The 21910-nt window shown below is 37.8% G+C and carries 27 protein-coding genes and 2 tRNA genes; 15 read left to right on the forward strand and 14 right to left on the reverse strand.

The window, feature by feature from the left end:
• Positions 1 to 8 precede the first annotated feature (8 nt).
• The 9 genes from proQ to I6F45_RS00930 all read right to left on the reverse strand — a co-directional run bounded on the left by proQ (position 9) and on the right by I6F45_RS00930 (position 4805).
• Complete coding sequence (proQ, locus tag I6F45_RS00890) at positions 9 to 659, reverse strand: RNA chaperone ProQ (protein WP_007586916.1); 651 nt, start codon at positions 657 to 659, stop codon at positions 9 to 11.
• Positions 660 to 674: 15 nt separating this feature from the next.
• Complete coding sequence (locus I6F45_RS00895; RefSeq protein WP_002961910.1) at positions 675 to 953, reverse strand: hypothetical protein; 279 nt, start codon at positions 951 to 953, stop codon at positions 675 to 677.
• Entirely contained in the window at positions 953 to 1411 is a 459-nt protein-coding gene (locus tag I6F45_RS00900) for a GAF domain-containing protein (protein WP_007586917.1), read from the reverse strand. Before I6F45_RS00900 ends, I6F45_RS00895 begins: the two co-directional genes overlap by 1 nt.
• A gap of 128 nt (positions 1412 to 1539) precedes the next feature.
• Entirely contained in the window at positions 1540 to 1920 is a 381-nt protein-coding gene (locus I6F45_RS00905; RefSeq protein ID WP_007586920.1) for a hypothetical protein, read from the reverse strand.
• Between the two features lie 161 nt (positions 1921 to 2081).
• A complete protein-coding gene (locus tag I6F45_RS00910; RefSeq protein WP_165727867.1) occupies positions 2082 to 2327 on the reverse strand; it encodes a hypothetical protein in 246 nt (81 codons plus the stop codon).
• A gap of 13 nt (positions 2328 to 2340) precedes the next feature.
• Complete coding sequence (locus I6F45_RS00915; protein ID WP_197159443.1) at positions 2341 to 3153, reverse strand: CPBP family intramembrane glutamic endopeptidase; 813 nt, start codon at positions 3151 to 3153, stop codon at positions 2341 to 2343.
• Positions 3154 to 3271: 118 nt separating this feature from the next.
• Entirely contained in the window at positions 3272 to 4168 is an 897-nt protein-coding gene (locus I6F45_RS00920; RefSeq protein ID WP_231609581.1) for a LytR/AlgR family response regulator transcription factor, read from the reverse strand.
• A gap of 371 nt (positions 4169 to 4539) precedes the next feature.
• Positions 4540 to 4630: transfer RNA gene (locus tag I6F45_RS00925), tRNA-Ser, on the reverse strand.
• 84 nt (positions 4631 to 4714) lie between these two features.
• Positions 4715 to 4805 (reverse strand) — tRNA-Ser (locus I6F45_RS00930).
• A gap of 251 nt (positions 4806 to 5056) precedes the next feature.
• On the opposite strand from I6F45_RS00930, the gene I6F45_RS00935 reads away from it, so the two are divergent.
• Genes I6F45_RS00935 through I6F45_RS00965 form a run of 7 tightly spaced genes read left to right on the forward strand, consistent with a single transcriptional unit; the run spans position 5057 to position 8196 of the window.
• Entirely contained in the window at positions 5057 to 5722 is a 666-nt protein-coding gene (locus I6F45_RS00935) for a Bax inhibitor-1/YccA family protein (protein WP_007580214.1), read from the forward strand.
• 55 nt (positions 5723 to 5777) lie between these two features.
• Positions 5778 to 6131: a sulfurtransferase complex subunit TusD gene (tusD, locus tag I6F45_RS00940; protein WP_165727865.1), complete on the forward strand. Its 354-nt coding sequence runs from the start codon at positions 5778 to 5780 to the stop codon at positions 6129 to 6131.
• On the forward strand, positions 6128 to 6484 hold the full coding sequence (gene tusC / locus I6F45_RS00945; protein ID WP_007580210.1) for a sulfurtransferase complex subunit TusC: 357 nt from the start codon (positions 6128 to 6130) through the stop codon (positions 6482 to 6484). Before tusD ends, tusC begins: the two co-directional genes overlap by 4 nt.
• Positions 6481 to 6747 carry a DsrH/TusB family sulfur metabolism protein gene (locus I6F45_RS00950; RefSeq protein ID WP_007580209.1) on the forward strand — a complete coding sequence of 89 codons (267 nt, stop codon included), beginning with the start codon at positions 6481 to 6483 and terminating at the stop codon, positions 6745 to 6747. The genes tusC and I6F45_RS00950 overlap by 4 nt, the downstream gene beginning before the upstream one ends.
• A 3-nt stretch (positions 6748 to 6750) precedes the next feature.
• Positions 6751 to 7080: a TusE/DsrC/DsvC family sulfur relay protein gene (locus I6F45_RS00955; RefSeq protein ID WP_165727864.1), complete on the forward strand. Its 330-nt coding sequence runs from the start codon at positions 6751 to 6753 to the stop codon at positions 7078 to 7080.
• Complete coding sequence (locus I6F45_RS00960; RefSeq protein ID WP_165727863.1) at positions 7080 to 7766, forward strand: pseudouridine synthase; 687 nt, start codon at positions 7080 to 7082, stop codon at positions 7764 to 7766. Before I6F45_RS00955 ends, I6F45_RS00960 begins: the two co-directional genes overlap by 1 nt.
• Positions 7759 to 8196: an NUDIX domain-containing protein gene (locus tag I6F45_RS00965; protein WP_165727862.1), complete on the forward strand. Its 438-nt coding sequence runs from the start codon at positions 7759 to 7761 to the stop codon at positions 8194 to 8196. The genes I6F45_RS00960 and I6F45_RS00965 overlap by 8 nt, the downstream gene beginning before the upstream one ends.
• 50 nt (positions 8197 to 8246) lie before the next feature.
• On the opposite strand, the gene I6F45_RS00970 is transcribed toward I6F45_RS00965, so the two are convergent.
• Positions 8247 to 9518 carry a sensor domain-containing diguanylate cyclase gene (locus I6F45_RS00970; protein ID WP_197159444.1) on the reverse strand — a complete coding sequence of 424 codons (1272 nt, stop codon included), beginning with the start codon at positions 9516 to 9518 and terminating at the stop codon, positions 8247 to 8249.
• Positions 9519 to 9878: 360 nt separating this feature from the next.
• On the opposite strand from I6F45_RS00970, the gene mnmA reads away from it, so the two are divergent.
• The 5 genes from mnmA to I6F45_RS00995 all read left to right on the forward strand — a co-directional run bounded on the left by mnmA (position 9879) and on the right by I6F45_RS00995 (position 14842).
• On the forward strand, positions 9879 to 10979 hold the full coding sequence (gene mnmA, locus I6F45_RS00975; RefSeq protein ID WP_197159445.1) for a tRNA 2-thiouridine(34) synthase MnmA: 1101 nt from the start codon (positions 9879 to 9881) through the stop codon (positions 10977 to 10979).
• Positions 10979 to 11581, forward strand: coding sequence for a high frequency lysogenization protein HflD (gene hflD, locus I6F45_RS00980; protein WP_024589171.1), 603 nt, complete (start codon positions 10979 to 10981; stop codon positions 11579 to 11581). Before mnmA ends, hflD begins: the two co-directional genes overlap by 1 nt.
• 31 nt (positions 11582 to 11612) lie before the next feature.
• Complete coding sequence (gene purB / locus I6F45_RS00985; protein ID WP_024589170.1) at positions 11613 to 12983, forward strand: adenylosuccinate lyase; 1371 nt, start codon at positions 11613 to 11615, stop codon at positions 12981 to 12983.
• A gap of 88 nt (positions 12984 to 13071) precedes the next feature.
• On the forward strand, positions 13072 to 14229 hold the full coding sequence (locus I6F45_RS00990; protein WP_197159446.1) for a ribosomal protein uL16 3-hydroxylase: 1158 nt from the start codon (positions 13072 to 13074) through the stop codon (positions 14227 to 14229).
• Positions 14230 to 14383: 154 nt separating this feature from the next.
• On the forward strand, positions 14384 to 14842 hold the full coding sequence (locus I6F45_RS00995) for a GNAT family N-acetyltransferase (protein WP_010552647.1): 459 nt from the start codon (positions 14384 to 14386) through the stop codon (positions 14840 to 14842).
• 62 nt (positions 14843 to 14904) lie between these two features.
• Here the strand turns inward: I6F45_RS00995 and I6F45_RS01000 are convergent, their stop codons facing one another.
• The 3 genes from I6F45_RS01000 to I6F45_RS01010 all read right to left on the reverse strand — a co-directional run bounded on the left by I6F45_RS01000 (position 14905) and on the right by I6F45_RS01010 (position 17383).
• Entirely contained in the window at positions 14905 to 15351 is a 447-nt protein-coding gene (locus I6F45_RS01000; RefSeq protein WP_007580192.1) for a DUF4826 family protein, read from the reverse strand.
• A 117-nt stretch (positions 15352 to 15468) separates the two neighbouring features.
• Entirely contained in the window at positions 15469 to 16872 is a 1404-nt protein-coding gene (locus tag I6F45_RS01005) for a M28 family peptidase (RefSeq protein WP_197119325.1), read from the reverse strand.
• A 118-nt stretch (positions 16873 to 16990) separates the two neighbouring features.
• Positions 16991 to 17383 carry a hypothetical protein gene (locus I6F45_RS01010; protein ID WP_024589167.1) on the reverse strand — a complete coding sequence of 131 codons (393 nt, stop codon included), beginning with the start codon at positions 17381 to 17383 and terminating at the stop codon, positions 16991 to 16993.
• A gap of 149 nt (positions 17384 to 17532) precedes the next feature.
• On the opposite strand from I6F45_RS01010, the gene I6F45_RS01015 reads away from it, so the two are divergent.
• Positions 17533 to 18330 (forward strand): hypothetical protein, encoded by a 798-nt coding sequence (locus I6F45_RS01015; protein ID WP_165727857.1) that lies wholly within the window; start codon positions 17533 to 17535, stop codon positions 18328 to 18330.
• Positions 18331 to 18336: 6 nt separating this feature from the next.
• Here the strand turns inward: I6F45_RS01015 and I6F45_RS01020 are convergent, their stop codons facing one another.
• On the reverse strand, positions 18337 to 18741 hold the full coding sequence (locus tag I6F45_RS01020) for a GFA family protein (protein ID WP_165727856.1): 405 nt from the start codon (positions 18739 to 18741) through the stop codon (positions 18337 to 18339).
• A 247-nt stretch (positions 18742 to 18988) separates the two neighbouring features.
• Between I6F45_RS01020 and I6F45_RS01025 the strand changes: the two genes are divergently transcribed.
• Together I6F45_RS01025 and I6F45_RS01030 are read left to right on the forward strand one after the other, a co-directional pair.
• A complete protein-coding gene (locus I6F45_RS01025) occupies positions 18989 to 19825 on the forward strand; it encodes a hypothetical protein (RefSeq protein WP_165727855.1) in 837 nt (278 codons plus the stop codon).
• A gap of 149 nt (positions 19826 to 19974) precedes the next feature.
• A complete protein-coding gene (locus I6F45_RS01030) occupies positions 19975 to 21822 on the forward strand; it encodes an ABC transporter ATP-binding protein (protein ID WP_165727854.1) in 1848 nt (615 codons plus the stop codon).
• Positions 21823 to 21910 lie beyond the last annotated feature (88 nt).

The raw sequence follows: 21910 nt of genomic DNA on the forward strand, positions 1-21910 counted from the left end.
TTTACAACTTAAACGATGTATAAGCTGTCAGCTTTGGTTTTAACTTGCATACCAGTCACTAATTCAACATGAACGTCATCTTTGTTCACTTCAGTGATTACTGCATTTACAAGTGCTTGGCCAAGTTTAACCTTAACCTTATTATTAACCTTGACCTCAGTTGCTGGTAAAGGTTCAATTTTTCCTGAACGTTTAACTGGCGCTGCTTTAGCAGGTTTGTTAGCTGCAGGTGCGTTTTTATCGCCTGCTTTGCTAGCATGAGCTGGTTTTTTCTTGAAAGATTTAGAATCAGAATCTTGGCGAGGACGCTGTTGTTTTTTGCGTTTTGCCATTTTAGCACGGCTTTCTTCCAATGCTTTTTGTGCATGGTCGATATGCTCTTGCTCAACTTTTTCACCTTGATTACCATCAAGATCAATACGAAACTCTGACTTTGTCACAGCTTCTAAATAACGCCAATTAGACGTGTATTTTCTAAGCGCTTGACGAACTTGAGTCTTACTTACTTTTTCAGACCCTTCAATACGCTCAGCAATATCTTTAAAAATACCTACTTTAAGCGGCTTGATGCCATCTTTTTGTTTAAAACATTGTGGGAATTCTTGATATAAAAATTCCAACACTTCATTAATATCTTTTAGCTTGTTTGTGGTTTCCATTTTAGAACCTATTTTTCACATCTTTTCATCAAGGGACGAATCGACGTAGTGTGTTACCCAGTCGACCAACTCTTCGAAATCGGCTTCTATTACAGCCATATCACCCCGAAGGTGTTCCCAAATACCATTAATTGTTTCATCAATAAATTCACATTCTGAATCATCTGGAAGACGATCCCATGCAATATGAATTAAATCATTGAGCGTTTCCGCTACATGCTCTTCTTCGCCTTCCCAGTCGCCAACATCTTGCACAGCAAATAGGTAGTCTTGAACATTTAGCAAATCTTTCATTACAGGCTCGCCTCTAAGCATTTCACTAATGCTTCAAGGCCAGCTTTATCATCAGCATCAAATCGGCCAATACTTGGACTATCAATGTCTAGTACTGCGAATACTTTACCATGTTTCATGATAGGTACAACCACTTCAGAGTTAGACGCTGCATCGCAGGCTATATGCCCGTCAAAAGCGTGAACATCTTCAATTAATTGTGTTTCAGCGGTTGCCGCAGCTGTTCCACATACCCCTTTCCCAACGGGAATACGGATGCATGCAGGATTACCTTGAAACGGACCAAGTACTAATTCAGTAGGAGAATCCATAAAGTAAAAGCCCGCCCAATTTACATCTTCTAAAGAGGTAAATAACAGCGCGCTTATGTTTGCCAAATTGGCAATTACATTAGATTCACCAGCTATCAGCGATTCAGTTTGCTTAACTAATGACTGGTAAAAATCGTGCTTTTGCATACCAAACTACTTCTTATTAAACATACAGTAGCTAAAGGTACTCTTTGTCGTGAAAAATTGGAACCTTTTGGAGGTAAAAAAAAGGAAATCACACCGTTTATCAGCGTGCTTGGTTAATAATGCTACGATTATTTTTTTACCGATTTGCGAAGACCAAATAAAAACAGTCCGGCTGCAAATGCTGACATAACACTATTAATCAAAAATATCTCGCCAGTTGAGGCACTTAATAAGTAACTAAATATAGCGCCACCTAACAAACCAAGCGTTAATACACCTGAATAATTAACTTTAGAATACTTAAACATTAGTAAATACCCTGGCACAACAAAGGCCGCCATCGTTAAGCCTACAATATGTGCATTTGAGATAGCAGTCATCAATAGTTGAAAAAATACGGATAAGAAATCACCCTGTAGCGTTAGTGCATAATACAATCCTAACAAGCTACCAATAATTACCGGGGACAATAATGAAAGCGCGACACTTTTTGCGAGTTGATGTTTCATCTAATAATCCTTAATACAGAGTATAAATTTTAATGTATTAAGCATGCACCAAGATCTAAAGCTTAGAAATAGAGACTATGGTCGTAATTTATGATTAAAAATAAACCTTATTGCAGTATGAGCCTATTAATAAATTAATAGGCTCATACTTATCAAAGTGCTTATAACTGAGCTATTTTATTTGATAACTCAAAGTGGCGAGATGTTACTATTTCCTCTAGCACTGCCAATCTTTTGTTCAACATCGCTGTTTGTTCCTCTAATTTTGTTATCTTATTATTACTCAGTCCTTTAAATTTTGCTTGCGCTGCCATTATTGTAGTTTTATAGGTGAAATAACGTTTAGTAATAGTAAGAATCACAAAGGGTGAGCTAAATATAGTTATTACAATAAATAGTTCTAGCATGGTCGTTTCCCAATCAATTTAAGTTAGCTTGTTGCGTATAAAGGCCACTTTTAGTGCATTGAAATAATTTTGATAATGTAACTTCGCGCTGCTTTCCTCGTCGAATTAGCATCTCAACATACACAATACTTAACACAATGGCTGTTGCTTTAAACAAGTTACCTTGTAGATCACCTACTGCGCCACCCGACATACCAAATATTCCGTAAGCTGCATTCATAAAAATATGCATCCACATAGGAAACCAAATACGATAACCACATTCACAATATAGCCACGCAAACCATGTACCTGCTACAGTAGTGATCGCAACCGCCATCAATGCAGAAATCGCATCATTACCTTGATAAATATGACCCAGGCCAAATATTACTGAACTAATTAATGCCGCAGGCACAAAGCCCCATCTACAATATTTAAATAAAACACCAAACAATGCAGCCCTAAAAATTAGCTCTTCAAAAAAACCCGCATAAACTGAGCCGGTGATTATTGCTGGTATTGATAGGTTAAGTTCATCACTCAAAAATCCATAACCTATTGCCATAGGAGCACAACAAATAATTGCTGCGAGTGCATAGTTAATAAAACCAGAAGAATTAAGCCCTATAGATTCAAAAGGCTCACTTTGTTTAAACAAAATAATAGCCGCAATAACTAACGGTCCATATAAAAAAGTATATTTAGCGGGGGTAAATAAAATGCCAGTTAGATTATCAAGTTCAGACAACCAGCTAGACCAACCTTCTCCCCAAAACTGCCTCATTACATAGTGGCAAAATACAAATATAGAAATTATTACAAGTGCCTTGATAGCGTGTTTCATATCTACTTTCCTCGTTAAGTTGTAAATTTCAACTTAATCTTGGCAATAGTAAAAATACAAAGCGACTTATTAGGTCTCAATTACAAGACGAGGTATAAAGCCCATGTTTTAGGGGGGATTAACATGTTTTTGGGATTAATGACAAAGCATCTTTTATTACTTTTACATAAGAACGAGACACCGGTATTTTAATATCAATTGTATGCAGCGATAATTGCAACCCTCCAGCATTACCACTGTAGTGCTGAATGTTTTGCAGGTTGACCGCATAAGAACGGTGGCATCGTAATATAATTGTATTTTCTGGAAGCTGCTTTAATAAACCGCTAAGAGATACACGTAATAGTTTACGTGAAGTTGAAGCTCCTTCCTGTATTGTTATTTCACAATAGTTGTCTGAAGATTTAATAAATAAAATATGGTGATGAGCCGTGCTAATTTCGTCGTTTTTATTATCGCCTTTAAGAGTAATTGTCTTTAATTCAACTTCTCTCAACTGCTCTTGATCGACGCTAACTGTACTTGGCTTAGTTAAATCTATTACATGCCTATTTACCACGAGTAAAAAAATAAGAGGAAATACACCAATACAAAAAATATACCCTACAAAAAGTAATTGATTCTGCCAATGCCAAGACCCAAGTACAGCAACCACAAAATACCCATGATTGAATAACGCAGTAATTAAAATATATGTGATAGGAATAATAATTAAACGGCTTAATTTACTTAGCTTAAACTTAAGTAACACTATTTCTATGAAACCTGACAATAGCAAAGCACAAAAGGTTACTAACCCATAGCCAAAAAGCCGCAGAAACTTGTAAGACTCGGTATCGCTTGAAGTGCCAAAAGGTTGAAATACAAAAAGTACAAAAAGCGCTATAAACGAAAACATGACGGCACGATATACAACTAACTTTCTCGAATCTAGATCATCTTTGAGCCACAACATCCTACTTTGCATACCTTTAATCCACCAATATTTAAAAATAGCACACATTAATATGTGCATTCCAACTCATTTAAAATTTTTTGTGATGGTATTTTTATTAAAAACAAAAAAAGGAAGAGAACATCAACGTTATTTAACAGCAGAAGGTGGTGTGTGAGCAATTCTATCTGCTTTTAAGATTTTACTAATGAGAGATAAAACATGTAATACCAATTCGCTTAATTAGGTGGTCTATTTTGAGGGCGGAAAAACGTGTTGATAGCTAGGCAAAAAATTCGCTATTTAGTTGTTCTAAATGAGAGTTTTTTAACGCAGGGAGCGACACGTTTAGCCCCGCAAAATGATTAAGTATTATTGCGGATTGGTATAAGTGCACTGATTTTGTTCCAAACACAAAAAAGCCCGCTAAATTAGCGGGCTATTTTGTTATATGGTGGAGAGATAGGGATTTGAACCCTAGATGGGCTATAAACCCATGCCGGTTTTCAAGACCGGTGCATTCGACCACTCTGCCATCTCTCCGATACTGCTAAGTTAAAAGTAAGAGTGTACTAATTAACTATTTAAATGAATGATACTTTAATTACCACACACTTATTAAATAAGTGGTGGAGAGATAGGGATTTGAACCCTAGATGGGCTATAAACCCATGCCGGTTTTCAAGACCGGTGCATTCGACCACTCTGCCATCTCTCCGCACGGCCTGCATAATAGGGAAACCCATCCCTTTTGTGAAGCTTTTTTTTTAATTAATTGTTTAAGTGCTTAAAAAACAATTAATTTGTCTAAAGTTAGAACAAAGTGTTTTTAATTTAGCCGTCAATACTCTTTTATTTAAATATTTAACTCTATTGATCTACAAAGGTTTGCCCAAACATATAAGAGTTGGTAATCTAATTTTAGTTAAATTATCGAAACACACACGTTTCACTTAAAGGAGCTCTACAATGGCGTTTAATCAATCGTACAATACCGCGAAACCGGTAATGTCTACCATTGAAACAAACAAGGTACTTAAAAACACCTACTTTTTACTAGCTATGACACTTGCATTCAGTGCAGTGACAGCCGGTATTTCAATGGCACTACAATTGCCTTACTTTATGGGAATTGTATTTACACTTGTTTCGTTCGGTTTATTATTTGTTGTAAATAAAAAAGCAGATACAGCATCTGGTGTATTTTGGGTGTTTGCTTTCACAGGTTTAATGGGGGCAGGCTTAGGTCCATTGCTTAACCATTATGCTGCAATGCCTAATGGCCCAATGCTTATTATGCAAGCGTTAGGTTCTACGGCGCTTATCTTTTTTGGTTTATCTGCTTATGCACTGAACACTAAAAAAGACTTCTCATTCATGGGTGGCTTTTTAACGGTTGGCTTAATAGTTGTGATTGTAGCTAGTATTGTTAATATTTTTGTTGGCAGTTCGCTGATGTTTATGGTGCTTAATGCGGCAGTTGTATTGATCATGTCTGGTTTGATTTTATTCGATACAAGCCGAATCATTAATGGCGGCGAAACCAACTACATTCGCGCAACAGTGTCTTTATACCTAAGCGTATATAACTTATTTACGTCTTTACTTGCTCTACTTGGCGCAAGTGATGACTAATTAAATAGTTCTGTTAAAATAGCCCCTTAATTGGGGCTTTTTTATTGGAATTGTTTTGTCACGTTTTGTTCTTTCATTACATACACCACCATCCGATCACGATACCACGCAAAGATTAGTTAAGTTTGCGAATGCATGTTTAGCCCAAGGGCACACCATTGATGCTATTTTTTTATACCAGCAAGGTATTTATCATGCATCTACCCACTTTGATTTATCCTCAGACGAACTACAAATTTCAGCACTTTGGCAGCAACTCGCTGATCAAAAACTAAATTTAATGCTGTGTGTTACCGCCGCTGAAAAACGCGGGTTAGATATTAAAAACACAGGTGTATTTGCAGTCGCAGGGCTAGCTGAATTTGCAATGCTTGCAAGCGACGCTGATAAATGGGTGCAATTTAAATGATAAACGTATTAGTAATGAGTCAGTGCAGTCCATTTGACGATTTAAATATTCGTGATGCACTTGATATGACATTGATATTTGCTGCCGTTGACCAAAATGTGAGTTGGTTGTTTAGCGGCCCCGCCGTTTTGGCTTTAAAAAAGCATCAACAACCAAACAATATTGGATTAAAAGATTTTTTTAAAAACATTAAAACACTCGAAATTTATGATGTTGAAAACATCTACGTGTGTGAAAAGTCATTGCTTGATTATGGTTTAAATAAACATGATTTGCTCATAGAGGCAAAAGCACTCAACTTTAGCCAACAACAAACATTAATTAAAGCGCAGCAACATGTGGTGAATTTATGAGTACATTACATATTTTTTCTAAGCCGCTTAACTATTATTCGGCAAATCAGCTAGAGAACTTAATTTTATCAGACGATAACGTGCTACTTGTTGGTGATGCCTGCTTTGCAAAAAAACAATTTAGGCAATTTGCAGATACACTGTTAATACTTGAACAAGACGCGCAAGTACGTGCAATAAAATTAACAGATAACGATAAAGCCATTAGCTATGAAGACTTTGTAGCACTTACTTTATCAACTAATCAATCAATTACGTGGTAACTCATGCTTGAATTTAACAACCAACAGATTGAAACCGACAAACAAGGCTACTTGCTTGATCATACTTTGTGGTCAAAGGAGCTTGCACCTGTAATTGCTATCCAAGAAAACATTACACTTAGTGAACAACACTGGGAAGTCATTAACTTTGTTCGTGATTTTTACATTGAGTATAACACCAGCCCAGCCATTAGAATGCTTGTAAAAGCAATGGCTAAAGCACTCGGTGAAGACAAAGGAAACAGCCTTTATTTGTATAAATTATTTCCTAAAGGCCCTGCTAAGCAAGCAACAAAAATCGCCGGATTACCAAAACCAGCTAGGTGCATATAATGAGATCTAAATCAGGCAATAATCAAGTAACTGAATCCAAGCCAAAAAGAAGTACAGGGCGCACTTATTCACGCAGTGCACTTAACAAAACACCTTCTGGTAAAAGAGAAATAAAGCCACAAATAGCATCTAAAGACAGAAAAATTGTATTATTCAACAAACCATTTGATGTGCTATGCCAATTTACAGATGACGCCGACAGACAAACGCTTGCGGAGTTTATCCCTATTAAAGAAGTTTACGCAGCAGGAAGATTAGACAGAGACAGTGAAGGTTTATTGCTTTTAACAAACTGCGGTAAATTACAAAACACCTTAACTGCACCTGATAAAAAAACCAATAAAACCTACTGGGCACAAGTTGAAGGTGAACCAACAAGTGAATCAATTAACGATTTATGCAATGGCGTAAAACTTAAAGACGGGCTAACACTCCCTGCTAACGTTAAAATAATAGATGAGCCTACAATTTGGGCGCGTAATCCCCCTGTACGCGAGCGAAAAGCAATCCCAACTACGTGGCTAAGTATCACCATTAACGAAGGTAAAAATAGACAAGTTCGTCGAATGACCGCACATATTGGCCACCCTACACTTCGCCTTATTCGCTATAGCATTGGCAACTATACGTTGGATGATATTAATTGTGGTGAATACAAAGTAATTAAGGGCGTAGTTGATGCATAAACCGCATGTAACAGTTGCGGCAATAGTAAAAAAGCAAAATGAGTTTTTGCTCGTCAAAGAGCGCGATAAATTTACACAGCAGGTTTGCTACAATCAACCTGCTGGTCATTTAGAACAAAACGAAACTCTTGCACAAGCCGCAAGCAGAGAATTACTTGAAGAAACAGGCTTAGCGCTTGAGCCAGTCGGCTTTTTAGGTGTGTATAATTTGCATGCCGAAAATGGAGTACACTATTTACGGTTCTGCTTTTTATTTGAAGCGCTCGATAACATACAAACTCCAGTGCCAATAGATACCGATATAATCAGCGCCAATTGGTATACGTTTGAGCAAATCAAGTCATTACCGCTTAGAAGTCCCCTGGTAATAAAATGCATTAACGACAGTCTAATGCGCCCAATGTTGAGCCTTGAAACTATTTACAACTAGTCGCTATCAAAGCTTGTTTTAATTTATGCGATAAACATAACTGTAAATAATTAAACCGAACTTAACGCTATGCAATTCCGCCCTTGTTTTTTAGCATAATACAGGGCACTGTCGGCTGCTTTCACAAAGCTGACTTTATCGTCCGTTGTATAGTCGTTTATTGTATTAATACCCATACTTATAGATAAAAACCCTGTAAAGCTATCCTGGTGTGCAATAGCTAAGTTCTCTACAGATTTTTGTATTTGCTCAGCTATAAACAATGCCCCTTGCCTATCGGTTTGAGGTAATAAAACAACAAATTCCTCTCCCCCATAGCGAGCAACAAAATCTTCTGGGCGACTAACCGTTGAAGCAATTGTTTGGGCCACATCATATAAGCACCTATCGCCCGCTACATGCCCATACCGGTCATTAAATTGTTTAAAATGGTCAATATCGATAATAATCATCGATAGCATGCCTTTGCATTCTTTTGCTCGTTCGTACTCATGCGTTAGTTTTTCATCAAACCGACGCCTATTTGCAATTTTGGTTAATGCATCCAAAAAGGCCATATCCCTAAGTATATCCTCTGCTTCTAAACGCTCTGTAGCATCATTAAAAACAGCTAAAAACTCTTCACCTATATCAATCCCTGAAATTTCCATCATCACTTGTGTGCCATCACGACAAGACACTCGATAGTTATTTGCGGGTATATCATTATTATTATTCAGCGCCTTTTCAAGCGAGTCTTGCCACAGATCTTTTACAAGTGCTCTGTACTGCGGATCTGGATACGCTTTTTCCCACCACGATTTAAGATTAGGTACATCCTCTACTGTATAACCAAAAACATCTACAAAGCGTTGATTAACTTTTAAAATATCGCCCGTTTTGGCACACACATTACATACCGGCATTGGCAAAACGGTAAATAACCTAGCGTAATGACTTATCTCATGTTTGCGCATAGGGTTGAGTGTACTTTGAGGTAAGTAACTCATTGGCATATCACTTTTTTCAATACTAAGCTTTTCGTCCATTTCTAAAGCAAAATACCATTCAAGCCACCAGTGTTCTACGTGCTCAAGCACCTTTAGCTCAATGTTCTTTTTAGCGGTTGAGCCCTTAATTAAGCTAAATAACTCATGTACATGATTTGGTTCTTGGAAAATGTGAGGGTTTTTGAGTTTTATTAACTCATAAAAAAGGTGATAGGCTGACTTTTTAAACTCTGTCGTTTTACTGGAGAGTAATTCACTATCCACAAAATCAGATTCGTTTGTGTAGTGTTCAACTAAAGAATTTATCTTATTTATTTGATAGACGTAATTCATATATTCATTCCATTGACTATATATCAAGCGACTTAAAGTGGTTTACATTCATATACTCACCACTATTTTTATTTTATTAAGTGTATATTTACTCTAGTAGTTTTAAAAGAAAATACTATTAATAAAACTCAATAACTACATGAATTATTCTACAGTTTTAATTTATTAGTAAAGATCACTTTAATATTACTAAAGTTACAGCCTGATAACGCGCTTAAGTCTAGTTTGCTATTTGTTATATAAATAAAATACTGACTAATTCCCCTCTTTGCGCCCTTAGTCTCTTTAAGCACAAACAAAATACATGCTATAATCGCGGCCTTTCCAAGTTAACAGCAATCTGTATAAGCGAAATTATTCATGAGCGAAAATAGTCACATTAAAGTCATTGTTGGCATGTCCGGCGGTGTTGATTCTTCTGTATCTGCGTATTTATTACAACAACAGGGCTACCAAGTAGAAGGCCTGTTTATGAAGAACTGGGAAGAAGATGACAATGATGAATACTGTGCTGCAGCTGATGACTTAAAAGATGCGCAAGCAGTGTGCGACAAATTAGGCATTGAGCTTCACACTGTTAACTTTGCAGCAGAATACTGGGACAACGTATTTGAGTACTTTTTAGCAGAGTACAAAGCAGGCCGTACACCTAACCCAGATATAATGTGTAACAAAGAAATTAAATTTAAAGCTTTTTTAGAATTTGCAGCTCAAGCGCTAGGCGCAGACTTTATTGCAACGGGCCACTATGTTCGCCGTGAGCTTCGCGATGACAAATACGTAATGTGTCGCGGGCTTGATAACAATAAAGACCAAAGCTACTTTTTATATACGCTAAGCCACGAGCACCTCAGCCAAACTTTATTCCCTGTAGGTGATATCGAAAAACCTGAAGTACGCCGCATAGCAGAAGAGCAAGACCTAATCACTCACGATAAAAAAGATAGCACTGGCATTTGCTTTATCGGTGAGCGTAAATTTAAAGACTTTTTACAAAAGTTCTTACCAGCACAGCTAGGTGTTATCGAAGACACTGACGGTAACAACGTAGGTGAGCACGAAGGCTTAATGTACCATACGCTTGGACAACGCAAAGGCTTGTTAATTGGCGGTATGAAAGAAGGCTCTGGTGAGCCATGGTATGTTGTTGATAAAGACTTAGAACGTAACGTACTTATTGTAGGCCAAGGTAAAGATCACCCTCGTCTATACAGCAACGGTCTTAACGCTAATCAACTGCATTGGGTAGACCGAATTGGTCCTAAAGGCACAACTCGCTGCACAGTAAAAACACGTTACCGCCAAGAAGACTTAAGCTGTACTTTACTTGTAGGTGAAGACGGCATGGCCCGCGTATTGTTCGACGAGCCACAAAAAGCAGTGACGCCTGGTCAATCTGCCGTATTTTACGCAGAAGATATCTGTTTAGGTGGCGGTATTATCGATTCGGTGATTAAGTAATGAATGAACACCAAGTCATGGCGCTTGCCGCCATGTGCCAAGCTGCTAAACAAGTTCAAAAAATTGCCCAATACGGTAACAATAACGAACATGATTTAGAAATCTTACTTTCGAGTATTATCCAAACATCTCCGGCATCGCCAGAAGATGTTTATCAAGGCACTGACAACTTACGTGATGGCTATAAAACATTAATGGCACAGCTTACTGCTGGCGCTCAAAAAGATGTTGAAATAGTTAAATACGTAGGTGGTTTAATGCAACTTGAGCGCGCACTGAGCGCAAACGACAAAAGCTTAAACGAATTAGGTAAACGAATAGATGATATTCATCGTCGTTTAGATCATTTTGCTATTACCGACGAGAGCGTTGTCGCCGGTTTAGCAGATATATACTCGTCGGTGCTGAGCCCCCTTGGGCACCGAATACAGGTTTATGGTAAACCCGAGTTACTAAAACAGCAGCTCACTCAAAATAAAATCCGTGCATTATTATTAGCCGGCATTAGAAGTGCAGTGTTATGGCGTCAAATGGGCGGCAAACGCCGTCACTTTTTCTTTGCAAAAAGAAAAATACTCGCCATTGCTAAAACAAAAATTTAACTATCGTTCAAACTAAAATTTAGGAGTTATTATGGAGCTTTCAGCGTTAACGGCTATCTCTCCAGTGGATGGTCGCTACGGCAGCAAAACCACTGAACTACGCAGTATTTTCAGCGAATTTGGCTTAATCAAATACCGCGTAATTGTTGAAGTGCGTTGGTTGCAAGCGTTAGCTGCAGCAAGCGATATTAAAGAAGTACCTGCATTTAGCGAAGAAGCTAATGCACTTCTAAACGCCATTGTAGATAACTTCAGTGAAGCTGATGCACAACGCGTTAAAGATATAGAACGCACTACAAATCACGATGTTAAAGCGGTTGAATACCTACTAAAAGAAAAAGTCGCCGATAACAGTGAGCTTCATGCAATAAACGAATTTATTCACTTTGCTTGTACTTCAGAAGATATTAACAATCTATCTCATGGTTTAATGCTAAGCGAAGCGCGTAAAAATGTTTTACTTCCTTATTGCGATGAACTTTTAAGCGCAATTAAAGCTAAAGCAATTGAATACAAAACAATCCCAATGATGACTCGTACGCACGGACAACCTGCTACACCATCAACTATGGGTAAAGAGTTTGCTAACGTATATATGCGCTTAAAGCGTCAACGCGGGCAAATTGCACAAGTAGAGATGCTAGGTAAAGTTAATGGTGCTGTTGGTAACTACAACGCTCACCTTAGCGCATACCCAGATTACGACTGGCATACACATGCAGATAAATTTGTATCAAGTTTAGGCTTAACACTAAACCCATTTACTACACAAATTGAACCGCATGACTATATTGCAGAATTATTTGACGCAATTGCACGTTTTAACACTATATTGTTAGATTTCGACCGTGACATGTGGGGTTACATTGCCCTTAATCACTTTAAGCAAAAAACAATTGCTGGCGAAATTGGCTCATCAACAATGCCACATAAAGTTAACCCAATTGATTTTGAAAACTCAGAAGGCAACTTAGGCTTAGCAAATGCTATTTTTGCTCATCTTGCACAAAAATTACCCGTTTCTCGCTGGCAGCGTGACCTTACCGATTCAACGGTATTACGTAACCTAGGTGTAGGTATGGGTTATGCAATTATTGCATACCAATCAACACTTAAAGGTGTAAGCAAGCTTGAAGTAAACGAGCAACGTTTAGCTGACGAGCTTGATCAAAACTGGGAATTGCTAGCCGAGCCGATTCAAACAGTTATGCGTAAATATGGTATTGAAAAGCCATACGAAAAACTTAAAGATTTAACACGCGGTAAACGTGTAAACAAAGAAATAATGGCTGACTTCATCGATGGTTTAGACCTTCCAGAGCACGCTAAAGTAGAAATGAAAAAACTAACACCTGCTAATTACATTGGTCGTGCTGTTGAGTTTATTGATGATTTAGTTTAAAAACTAAATTGCTCTTTTAAAAAGCGAAAGGATCATCCTTTCGCTTTTTTTGTTTTAACCCCATTGCACTAACTAGTAGGCATAATGTATGTATCAATTAAAAATAAATAATTTGTCTGAGCAAGAGTTTTTAAGCCATTTTTGGCAAAAAAAGCCGCTTTTAATCAAACAGGGTTTTGCTAATTTTCAAGACCCGCTTGATGCTAATGAACTTGCCGGCCTAGCAATGGAAGAAAGCATAGAGTCACGTATTATCACCAATCATAAAAATGACTGGCAAACGCACCAAGGTCCATTTGAAGACTTTGAGCAGTTAACAGACGATCATTCTACATTGCTCGTGCAAGCAGTTGATCACTGGCATAGCGAAGCTGCACAACTACTAGAGCCATTTAGGTTTATTCCAAACTGGCGCATAGATGATTTAATGATCAGCTATTCAACGCCTAATGGTGGTGTTGGCCCACATTTAGACCAATATGACGTATTTATTATTCAAGGCGAAGGTAAACGTCATTGGCGTGTAGGCCTGCCCGATCCAACACTTAAACAGTTTGCTCAAAATAAAAAGTTACTGCAAGTTGAACCTTTTGAAGCCGTAATTGATTGCATATTAGAACCTGGCGATATTTTGTATATTCCACCAGGGTGCCCTCACGAAGGTTACGCTGTAGAAAACGCACTAAATTATTCAGTTGGTTTTAGAGCGCCAAATCAACAAGATTTATTGTCGAGCTTTGCCGATCATATTATTGATACCGAAAGCGGACAAAAACGTTATACCGATCACAACATCACACTAAGAAAATCAAAAGGTGAACTTACAAACCTTGAAGTTGATAAAGTTAAAACACTGATGGCGGCACTTTTAGAAAATGACGATTTATTTAAACAATGGTTAGGCTCAACGCTTAGTCAGCCCAAACATGAAATGGATTTAGCACCAGTAGAACCTCCATTTACACCTGAGCAAATAAGCGATGATTTAAGTGATGAAGAAACTGTGTTTGAGCGTTTAGGTGGCACGCGTGCTATTTATCAGCAGCTCGATACCGAAGTGTTATTAAGTGTAAACGGTGAAAATTACGCTATGCCATTAACTGACTTAGCGGCGGTAAAACTACTTACCGATAATACTGAATTTGAAAGTTCAGCATTAAATTTAACAAACCCAAGTTTAGTTTTTACTCAAACTTTTACTACACTTGTTAATGAGGGGCTTTGGTTTAATATAGACCAAGAGTAATAATACCAATTTTATTAATAATGGTGAGCATTTTGCAGCGTAAAATATTATGTATACAGGTTAGTTAAAAATTTTAATTTTCACCTGATATTGGCTTAAATAATTTTGCTGTGATTGCTTACTCATTTTAATTGGCTATCAATAGGAGTTTGCAATGGGCTATCTGGTTGATAAGGTTGAATGGGATATAAAAAAAGATATGCTACAAAAAATTCGAGAGCGAGTTTTTGTTTACGAGTTACATATCCCCAAGCACATCGAATTTGATAGCCTAGATAAAATTGCATTACATGTACTTGTTACAGACGATGCAAACTGCCCTATTGCAACAGGTCGGCTGTGTACAGATGGCTTAATCGGCAGAATAGCGGTATTACCCGAGCACCGTAATCGCAAAGTATATAAATCGCTTCTTAACTTTATTGTTGAATTAGCTTCCAACCAAGGTATAGAAGAAGTAAGCATTAATTGTATTTTAAATGAGGTAGAGCGTTTTAAGCGAAATGGCTTTATTCAGCAAGGAAATGTTTTTATGGAGGCGGGAATTCCTAGGCAACGTATGCAATGCTCTGTTTCGGCGTTTAATACAACCCCCTTCACACTTGTCCATTAGATAAAGAAAAGGGCTATAAATAAGCTATCACCCTCTACATTGTTACTTAACCCAAACTGTAGTTACTTTGGTTCATTTGCCCACAGCGGTTCATTATCATACATTTCGTACAAGCCATGTGCTCTATTTATAAGTAAGTTAGCAAAATCTACCTGCGTTTTATCACGCGCGCCTGTACTCATAATTTGATCCGCTTTTAATTGCCACTGCAAAGAAAAATAACGCATTGCATCGCGAGCATCTGTAGCTGCACTTACTTCAGCATGATCTGTAGGTAAGCGCCCTGTTACTACCCAATATGTTTTACCGTTTTGGGCTTTAAATTTCCACATTGCACAAAGTGGTGCTAAAAATCGGCTGTCTTTATCAACTACTGATTTTGGCATAATGCCCTTTTCGGCTAAATGTTTTTGCGCTGCTTGAAAACATTCGCGTTGCCACTGCATTCTTTGCTCATCAGTTATAACTTGCTCTTTTGCTGTTAACGGCTTTTTTTCTTGTTGTTGCATTTTTAATAACCTTTTACTTCTTTTTTAACACTCTAAGGGCTTAGTAAATAAGGTGCAAGTATAAAAAGGTCGTTTGCACCTTAAAGCGCTCTGTTTGCTGTGTTTTTAGCCAAACTATTATTTTATATTGTGATCAAACGAACCTACATCACCCGGAAAAACTACTGGAGACTCAATACCGTCTTTACTAACAGAGGCTACACCAAAGTAATAATTATCAATCACTACGTTTTTAAGTGTGTACTGTGAAACCTTACCAACGTATTTACTAAACTGCCATTGCGGCTCGCTCGTGTAACGCCAATAAATTTTATAGCCAGCAATATTTTCATCACTGCTTTGTTGCCATGAAAACGACGTATCAGCTGTAACAGCGCCCTTTATTTTAACTTCTTTTGGCGGTGCGGGTGCCCACGCCATAGACGCCATCGTTACCGCATTAAGTGAAGTTAACTTAGCCGTATAATCAAAATCAACACCTTCAATGGTATCACCATACTCAACACCATTTTCAGTGCGTAAATCTTGATGCTGACGATCGTAGTGCTCGTTAGTTTCCATAATACGCACTGCTGCAAAACCTGCATCATTAAATGGGCGATGATGCCCACCACGACCAAATCTATCTAATCGATATACAAGCATTGTATCTAAATTAGGAATGTATCTGTCAGCAATAGTATCTATGTAGCGAGCTAAATTACGACTCGCAGAATCAACTTCACCACCTGTAAAGCGCCGAGTATTAGCTTGCTCTTTTGTTTCTACAACACGGGTACCTTCTGAAAATATACGTGCAGTCGTGTTATTAGTTACCCCATTAATACCGGTAATATTGCCAATCATATCGTTGTTTAAAACGCCATGAACTTGCCAGTTATGCTTTTGTGCATAAGCCGTTAATATTTTACCGCCAAACAAACCTTGCTCTTCGCCCGAAAGCGCCGCGTAAACTACCGAACCATTAAATTTGTATTTACTTAAAACACGAGCTGCTTCTATTACTCCTGCCACGCCCGATGCATTATCGTTAGCACCCGGTGAATCACTCGTAAAGTCCATAACATCACTTACACGTGAATCTATATCACCCGACATCATCACCATGCGATTCGGCTCGCTCGACCCACGTTGAATAGCCACTATGTTAACCACTTCAACAGGATTAGGAATGCGTTTTTCGCCCGATATAGTGTCCTTTACTTCAATAATTTCCAGACAACCACCACACTGCACAGATATTTTTTCAAATTCTTTTTTTATCCAACGCCTAGCCGCACCAATACCTCGCGTATCCGATTTAGTCTCTGAAAGCGTATGGCGAGTACCAAAATCCACCAGCGTTTGAATGTCACTACCGATACGGGTAGCCGACACTTCACTTGCTATATCGTGTAACTTTTGTTGGTCGGTATATTGTAATTGCGTTTCACCATGTGCTGATAATGCAAGTGAGCAAGCGCCTGCAATTGCAGTAAATTTGAGTAACGTTGTTGTGATTTTTAAAGGTGTTTTAAGCATCTATTAGCTCCTAATTATTATGGTGTAACCATTACTTAACTAAGATTTTATGGCAATACATTTGAGGTAGATGTAGAAAGGAGCACGCTAAAGCGCAGTTATAGTAATACTTAGAGAGTTAATTGAGTCGTACAATCAACATAATACCGGTCATAGGAATTAACCCAAACATCCACAGCTTTATTCCTAAAATATATTTTTTAAAGCTCCCTTTATTTATACAAGATCTAACTCTACTTCTATAACCGTTAAAATCACCCAAAATTAAAAACACAATTCCAATTACGATTGCGTAAAATAGAGCACCAATAAGTAAAGGGTTTTGCTTAAAAGTACTGATTATTTTATCTAAGTAGTGAATGTCAAACGTCATAGCTAAAAGAAAACTATATACAGTAGATATCATAGCTAACAATGCTGCAGCATTTATGGCCGTATTTTTATTTCTTGAGTCTAATTTTTTCATCCACTGAGCACACACAAAATGAACAGCGCAAATAAATGTTCTCATTTTCAATCCTTGAATAACGTCTAACTAATTAATTGCTAATACAATATTATATTTTGAGGTTAAATTACAAACCTTGTTACACAATAATCTATTAAAAAATATGTTTTTCGTGGCACACTGTCATTGTTTATATATTAATAGTTTAAGTTATGCGTCAGCTAAAAGAAGATACAGTTAAAAGTAACCTTATTGAGTCGCAGCAAAGTGCATACGGCCCCGTATGCGTGTATCAAAATAAAGAATACCGGTGGTTAACGCTTGCACAAAAAACCAATGAAGACATTACAATTCAGGGCGTTATGAACCTTATACACCCTGAGCAAGTAATAGTACCTGTAAACCAGTGTATGATGTTATTTTTACTTAAACCGGTAGATACACTAAATATATTAAATTTAGGCTTGGGCACTGCAGGGTTTGAGCGAATTATGTATCACTTACAAAGTAATACGCCTTACATAAACACCATCAATACATTTAACACGGTAGAAATAAACCCAAGCATTGCCTTAATTGCTGCCCAGCACTTTAAGTTACCAATTAAGCACAGCACCTATTTACAATGCGCCGAGCAATATATTACCCAATGCACTGATCACTTTAACGTAATCACTATCGATATTTTTAGTGGTGAATATCACCAGCCTTTTTTAACCAGCGATAGCTTTTGGCAAAATATAAATAGCTGCAGTGAGCAAAATACGCAAGTAATCATTAATTTAAACCCACAAACTGGCCAAGAGCTGCAAATGCTTTTAGTACTTTTAAGGCAACATTTTAAGTGCTTAGGGATAATAGAGTTTAACGAATACAAAAATATAGTGATCATACTAAGCCAGCAAACATTAATGCACATAAACGTTGATGAAATACAAAACTCACCTGTGTTTATAAATTTTGCACCAAACCTTTATAAAAGTATTAACAGCATTTACCACATTGAATAAAACGCGTTACCGTCCAGGTTCATGTTTTTCATAGCACGGTAAGCTTGTTTCTAACTTCTCCCAGTTAGCTTTAGACGTAACAAAATTATGCGATAAAACCTGCTCAGTAATATCGCTATCAAATATTCCTAAACGAATTCGTATTCTGCTTTTGTCATCATTATTGCTACTGTAAACCGGCGAGCCACACCACTTACAAAAGTAACGAGTGCGCCCTGGTTTAAAACTAAATTCACTAAGTAATGCTTTTCCTTTGGTTATTGTGAAGTCATCTGTATTTACAAAGCCATTGGTTGCAAATGCAGTCCCGCTGTTTTTTCTGCACAGTGAACAATGACAATGAATAATGCTGGTTATACTACCCGACACTTCAACCCTTACCTCACCGCACAAACACGAACCCGTATACATATAACATCCTAACTATTAAATTATTTTAAACTCAGCTGAAATTTGCTGAGTTGATTTAATGGATAAGTTTACTGGTTAATTTTTTGAATGGAATAATAATTTTTGTATCTTCGCAGTTCCCACGCCATTACCTATTGCTTTAATGGTTGACATAAAAACATTAAATTGGTTACATAACTCTCAATAAAAACTATAGCCAAAATTTAAATTGGTTAACCAAATATCAATAATATTACGAGAGCCAATTATGTCTTCCAAACACATTTTAATTCTATGTTTGTTTAGCACGCTATCAGCATGTTCAACCATTCAAAAAAGTACATCGAGCGATTGGCTACTTATTGATAACTTTGAAAATTCACTTAGCAAGTGGCAAAGTGTCGATACCCAAAATGAAACTAAACCACAGGTTAAAAACCCACAAATAACAGTTATACAACCAGAACAAGCAAACTCATCAACAAATCATTATTTACTAAAAAAACCTGCAGCTGAGGGCATTGTAGGAAATCGTAAAGCGCTTTCTTATACAAAACTTCCACAAGCGGTTGAAGTTGGTCAAACCTACACATTTTATATGCGTATAAACGTAGCTGCTTTTCCTAATAACCATGCTTTTGGATTAAGCAACCTTACGCCAGAGCTAATTAATAAACATGCGTACGATGCGTTTGAGCCTACACTTCGCGTAACCGATAAAACAGAATCAAACGGGTTTGTAAACGATGGCGCTTTAATGGTTAAAACCGACAGCGGGTATAGCAACATTCAAAACTACACTACCAAACAATCGGCCAAGCCACTGCAAACAAATACCTGGTACGACGTATGGTACGTTGTTAATAACGCAGCAGCCTCAGAGCAAGGTCAGCAATATGATGTTTACGTAAAAGGTGGTGAATTTAGCAAGCAAACACTGGTGTATAAAAATGCACAATTTAGAATGAAGCGCGAACAACCTCTTATATATTTTTTAGCAAACTGTAATACAGGCCCAATTAAAAAGCCTTACGGAAATGGTGGTCTCAGATATGACGATTTATACATGAGCAAAGGTACAAACCTAAATAACCCAATGCTATAAAGTAAGTGAAGTGTTTTTAGGTGTTCTTTTATACATAAGTTTATATTAATAACGCTCTAGCATATTCACAATTAATACCTTACAAACCTGCATTTAAAAATACTTAAATGGTATAATAGCCACCATTATTTGCCATTTAAGTTTTTAAAATGTATCGATTATTTGAAAAAATGACAAAAGCATTTCCTGAGGATCAACCTACTCAGCCGCCTTCGACTTTATTTGCTTTTTGTCGTCACTACACCAAAGGAATGGAATTGTCGTTGGTGCTAATGTCAATCAGCGCCGCCATGCTCGCTATTTTAGAGGTTTCTTTATTTAGCTATATGGGGCAGCTTGTTGATTGGTTAACGGCCTACACACCCGAAACCTTGTTTGTAGAGCAAAAATCAGAACTTATCAAAATGGCTGTCATGCTCTTACTGGTATTGCCCGTAGTCGTATTTTTTCATTCTGCTATTTTGCACCAAGCATTACTGGGCAATTACCCTATGTCGATTCGCTGGTTAGCGCATCGTTATTTACTGCGCCAAAGTGTGAGCTTTTATCAAAATGAGTTTGCAGGAAGAATAGCCACCAAAGTATTACAAACCTCTTTAGCCGTTCGCGAAACAGTGACCAAACTACTCGATGTATTAATGTACATAGTGGTTTATTTTGGCTCAATGGTATTTTTAGTTGCCGAAGCTGATTGGCGCTTAATGATCCCTTTACTGGTTTGGTTAGTTTTATACATTTGCGTACAGCTTTATTTTGTACCTCGCCTTAAAAAAATTGCCAGCTCACAAGCTGATGCGCGCTCAGAAATGACCGGTCGAATTGTTGATAGCTACACAAATATTTCTACTATTAAATTGTTTTCGTATACCCAGCGTGAAGAGCAATACGCAAAACAAAGCATGGATGTATTTTTGCAGCCTGTGTACAAACAAATGCGCTTGGTAACCAGCCTAAACTTTGTTATTCAAAGCTTAAATTATTTATTAGTATTTTCGGTTACCGCAGTATCACTTTATTTATGGTCGCTTAGTGCAATTAGCGCAGGTGCCATTGCAGTTGCTGTTAGTTTAGCGCTTAGATTAAACGGTATGGCGCAATGGATCATGTGGGAAATAAGCAGCTTGTTCGAAAACATTGGCACCGTAGCCGATGGTATGAAAACACTGTCTAACCCTATTGAAGTTGCCGATAAACCAAATGCCGATACACTTAACGTAAGCCAAGGTGCTATTGAGTTTAACAACGTACATTTTAACTACGGCAAAGCTGCAAACGAGACTAATCGCAGCCCAGTAATGAATGGTTTAAACTTAAACATTAAACCTGGCGAAAAAATTGGCTTAGTCGGTCGCTCTGGTGCAGGTAAATCAACACTTGTTAACTTGTTACTGCGTTTTTACGATACTGACTCAGGAACAATAAAAATTGATGGGCAAAACATCACAGACGTAAGCCAAGAAAGTCTACGCCGCTACATAGCGATGGTTACGCAAGACACTTCCCTGCTTCATCGCTCAGTAAAAGACAACATTTTGTATGGTCGCCCTGATGCAACACAAGACGAAATGATCAACGCGACCAAACAAGCTAAGGCACTTGAGTTTATAAACGACTTGGTAGATAGCAAAGGTAACAAAGGCTTTGATGCACAAGTGGGCGAACGCGGTGTTACTCTTTCAGGCGGTCAACGCCAACGTATTGCTATTGCACGTGTGCTACTTAAAAATGCACCCATACTTATACTCGACGAAGCCACCAGTGCACTCGACTCAGAAGTAGAAGCGGCAATTCAGGCAAGTCTTGATGACTTAATGACAGGCAAAACAGTAATCGCCATAGCGCATAGGCTCTCAACCATTGCACAAATGGACAGATTAATTGTACTTGATGACGGCGGCGTAGTTGAGCAAGGCACTCATGAAGAACTAATCGCTAAGGGCGGGATTTACGCAGCCCTGTGGACACACCAAACAGGTGGGTTTATAGGCGTCGATTAGCCATTAATATTACCTTACTGTAGACGTGGTTTATATTCTGCTGCTACCTAAACAAAAAAGCGAAGATGCCTTAAAGGCTCTTCGCTTT

Source organism: Pseudoalteromonas sp. SWYJZ19 (assembly GCF_015864375.1).
Taxonomy (GTDB): domain Bacteria; phylum Pseudomonadota; class Gammaproteobacteria; order Enterobacterales; family Alteromonadaceae; genus Pseudoalteromonas; species Pseudoalteromonas arctica.

What these genes read in the sequence shown, in the direction of transcription:
- proQ (WP_007586916.1), bottom strand. Translation starts at nt 659, where the DNA reads ATGGAAACCACAAACAAGCTAAAAGATATTAATGAAGTGTTGGAATTT.
- I6F45_RS00895 (WP_002961910.1), bottom strand. Translation starts at nt 953, where the DNA reads ATGAAAGATTTGCTAAATGTTCAAGACTACCTATTTGCTGTGCAAGAT.
- I6F45_RS00900 (WP_007586917.1), bottom strand. Translation starts at nt 1,411, where the DNA reads ATGCAAAAGCACGATTTTTACCAGTCATTAGTTAAGCAAACTGAATCG.
- I6F45_RS00905 (WP_007586920.1), bottom strand. Translation starts at nt 1,920, where the DNA reads ATGAAACATCAACTCGCAAAAAGTGTCGCGCTTTCATTATTGTCCCCG.
- I6F45_RS00910 (WP_165727867.1), bottom strand. Translation starts at nt 2,327, where the DNA reads ATGCTAGAACTATTTATTGTAATAACTATATTTAGCTCACCCTTTGTG.
- I6F45_RS00915 (WP_197159443.1), bottom strand. Translation starts at nt 3,153, where the DNA reads ATGAAACACGCTATCAAGGCACTTGTAATAATTTCTATATTTGTATTT.
- I6F45_RS00920 (WP_231609581.1), bottom strand. Translation starts at nt 4,168, where the DNA reads ATGCACATATTAATGTGTGCTATTTTTAAATATTGGTGGATTAAAGGT.
- I6F45_RS00935 (WP_007580214.1), top strand. Translation starts at nt 5,057, where the DNA reads ATGGCGTTTAATCAATCGTACAATACCGCGAAACCGGTAATGTCTACC.
- tusC (WP_007580210.1), top strand. Translation starts at nt 6,128, where the DNA reads ATGATAAACGTATTAGTAATGAGTCAGTGCAGTCCATTTGACGATTTA.
- I6F45_RS00950 (WP_007580209.1), top strand. Translation starts at nt 6,481, where the DNA reads ATGAGTACATTACATATTTTTTCTAAGCCGCTTAACTATTATTCGGCA.
- I6F45_RS00955 (WP_165727864.1), top strand. Translation starts at nt 6,751, where the DNA reads ATGCTTGAATTTAACAACCAACAGATTGAAACCGACAAACAAGGCTAC.
- I6F45_RS00960 (WP_165727863.1), top strand. Translation starts at nt 7,080, where the DNA reads ATGAGATCTAAATCAGGCAATAATCAAGTAACTGAATCCAAGCCAAAA.
- I6F45_RS00965 (WP_165727862.1), top strand. Translation starts at nt 7,759, where the DNA reads ATGCATAAACCGCATGTAACAGTTGCGGCAATAGTAAAAAAGCAAAAT.
- I6F45_RS00970 (WP_197159444.1), bottom strand. Translation starts at nt 9,518, where the DNA reads ATGAATTACGTCTATCAAATAAATAAGATAAATTCTTTAGTTGAACAC.
- mnmA (WP_197159445.1), top strand. Translation starts at nt 9,879, where the DNA reads ATGAGCGAAAATAGTCACATTAAAGTCATTGTTGGCATGTCCGGCGGT.
- hflD (WP_024589171.1), top strand. Translation starts at nt 10,979, where the DNA reads ATGAATGAACACCAAGTCATGGCGCTTGCCGCCATGTGCCAAGCTGCT.
- purB (WP_024589170.1), top strand. Translation starts at nt 11,613, where the DNA reads ATGGAGCTTTCAGCGTTAACGGCTATCTCTCCAGTGGATGGTCGCTAC.
- I6F45_RS00990 (WP_197159446.1), top strand. Translation starts at nt 13,072, where the DNA reads ATGTATCAATTAAAAATAAATAATTTGTCTGAGCAAGAGTTTTTAAGC.
- I6F45_RS00995 (WP_010552647.1), top strand. Translation starts at nt 14,384, where the DNA reads ATGGGCTATCTGGTTGATAAGGTTGAATGGGATATAAAAAAAGATATG.
- I6F45_RS01000 (WP_007580192.1), bottom strand. Translation starts at nt 15,351, where the DNA reads ATGCAACAACAAGAAAAAAAGCCGTTAACAGCAAAAGAGCAAGTTATA.
- I6F45_RS01005 (WP_197119325.1), bottom strand. Translation starts at nt 16,872, where the DNA reads ATGCTTAAAACACCTTTAAAAATCACAACAACGTTACTCAAATTTACT.
- I6F45_RS01010 (WP_024589167.1), bottom strand. Translation starts at nt 17,383, where the DNA reads ATGAGAACATTTATTTGCGCTGTTCATTTTGTGTGTGCTCAGTGGATG.
- I6F45_RS01015 (WP_165727857.1), top strand. Translation starts at nt 17,533, where the DNA reads ATGCGTCAGCTAAAAGAAGATACAGTTAAAAGTAACCTTATTGAGTCG.
- I6F45_RS01020 (WP_165727856.1), bottom strand. Translation starts at nt 18,741, where the DNA reads ATGTATACGGGTTCGTGTTTGTGCGGTGAGGTAAGGGTTGAAGTGTCG.
- I6F45_RS01025 (WP_165727855.1), top strand. Translation starts at nt 18,989, where the DNA reads ATGTCTTCCAAACACATTTTAATTCTATGTTTGTTTAGCACGCTATCA.
- I6F45_RS01030 (WP_165727854.1), top strand. Translation starts at nt 19,975, where the DNA reads ATGTATCGATTATTTGAAAAAATGACAAAAGCATTTCCTGAGGATCAA.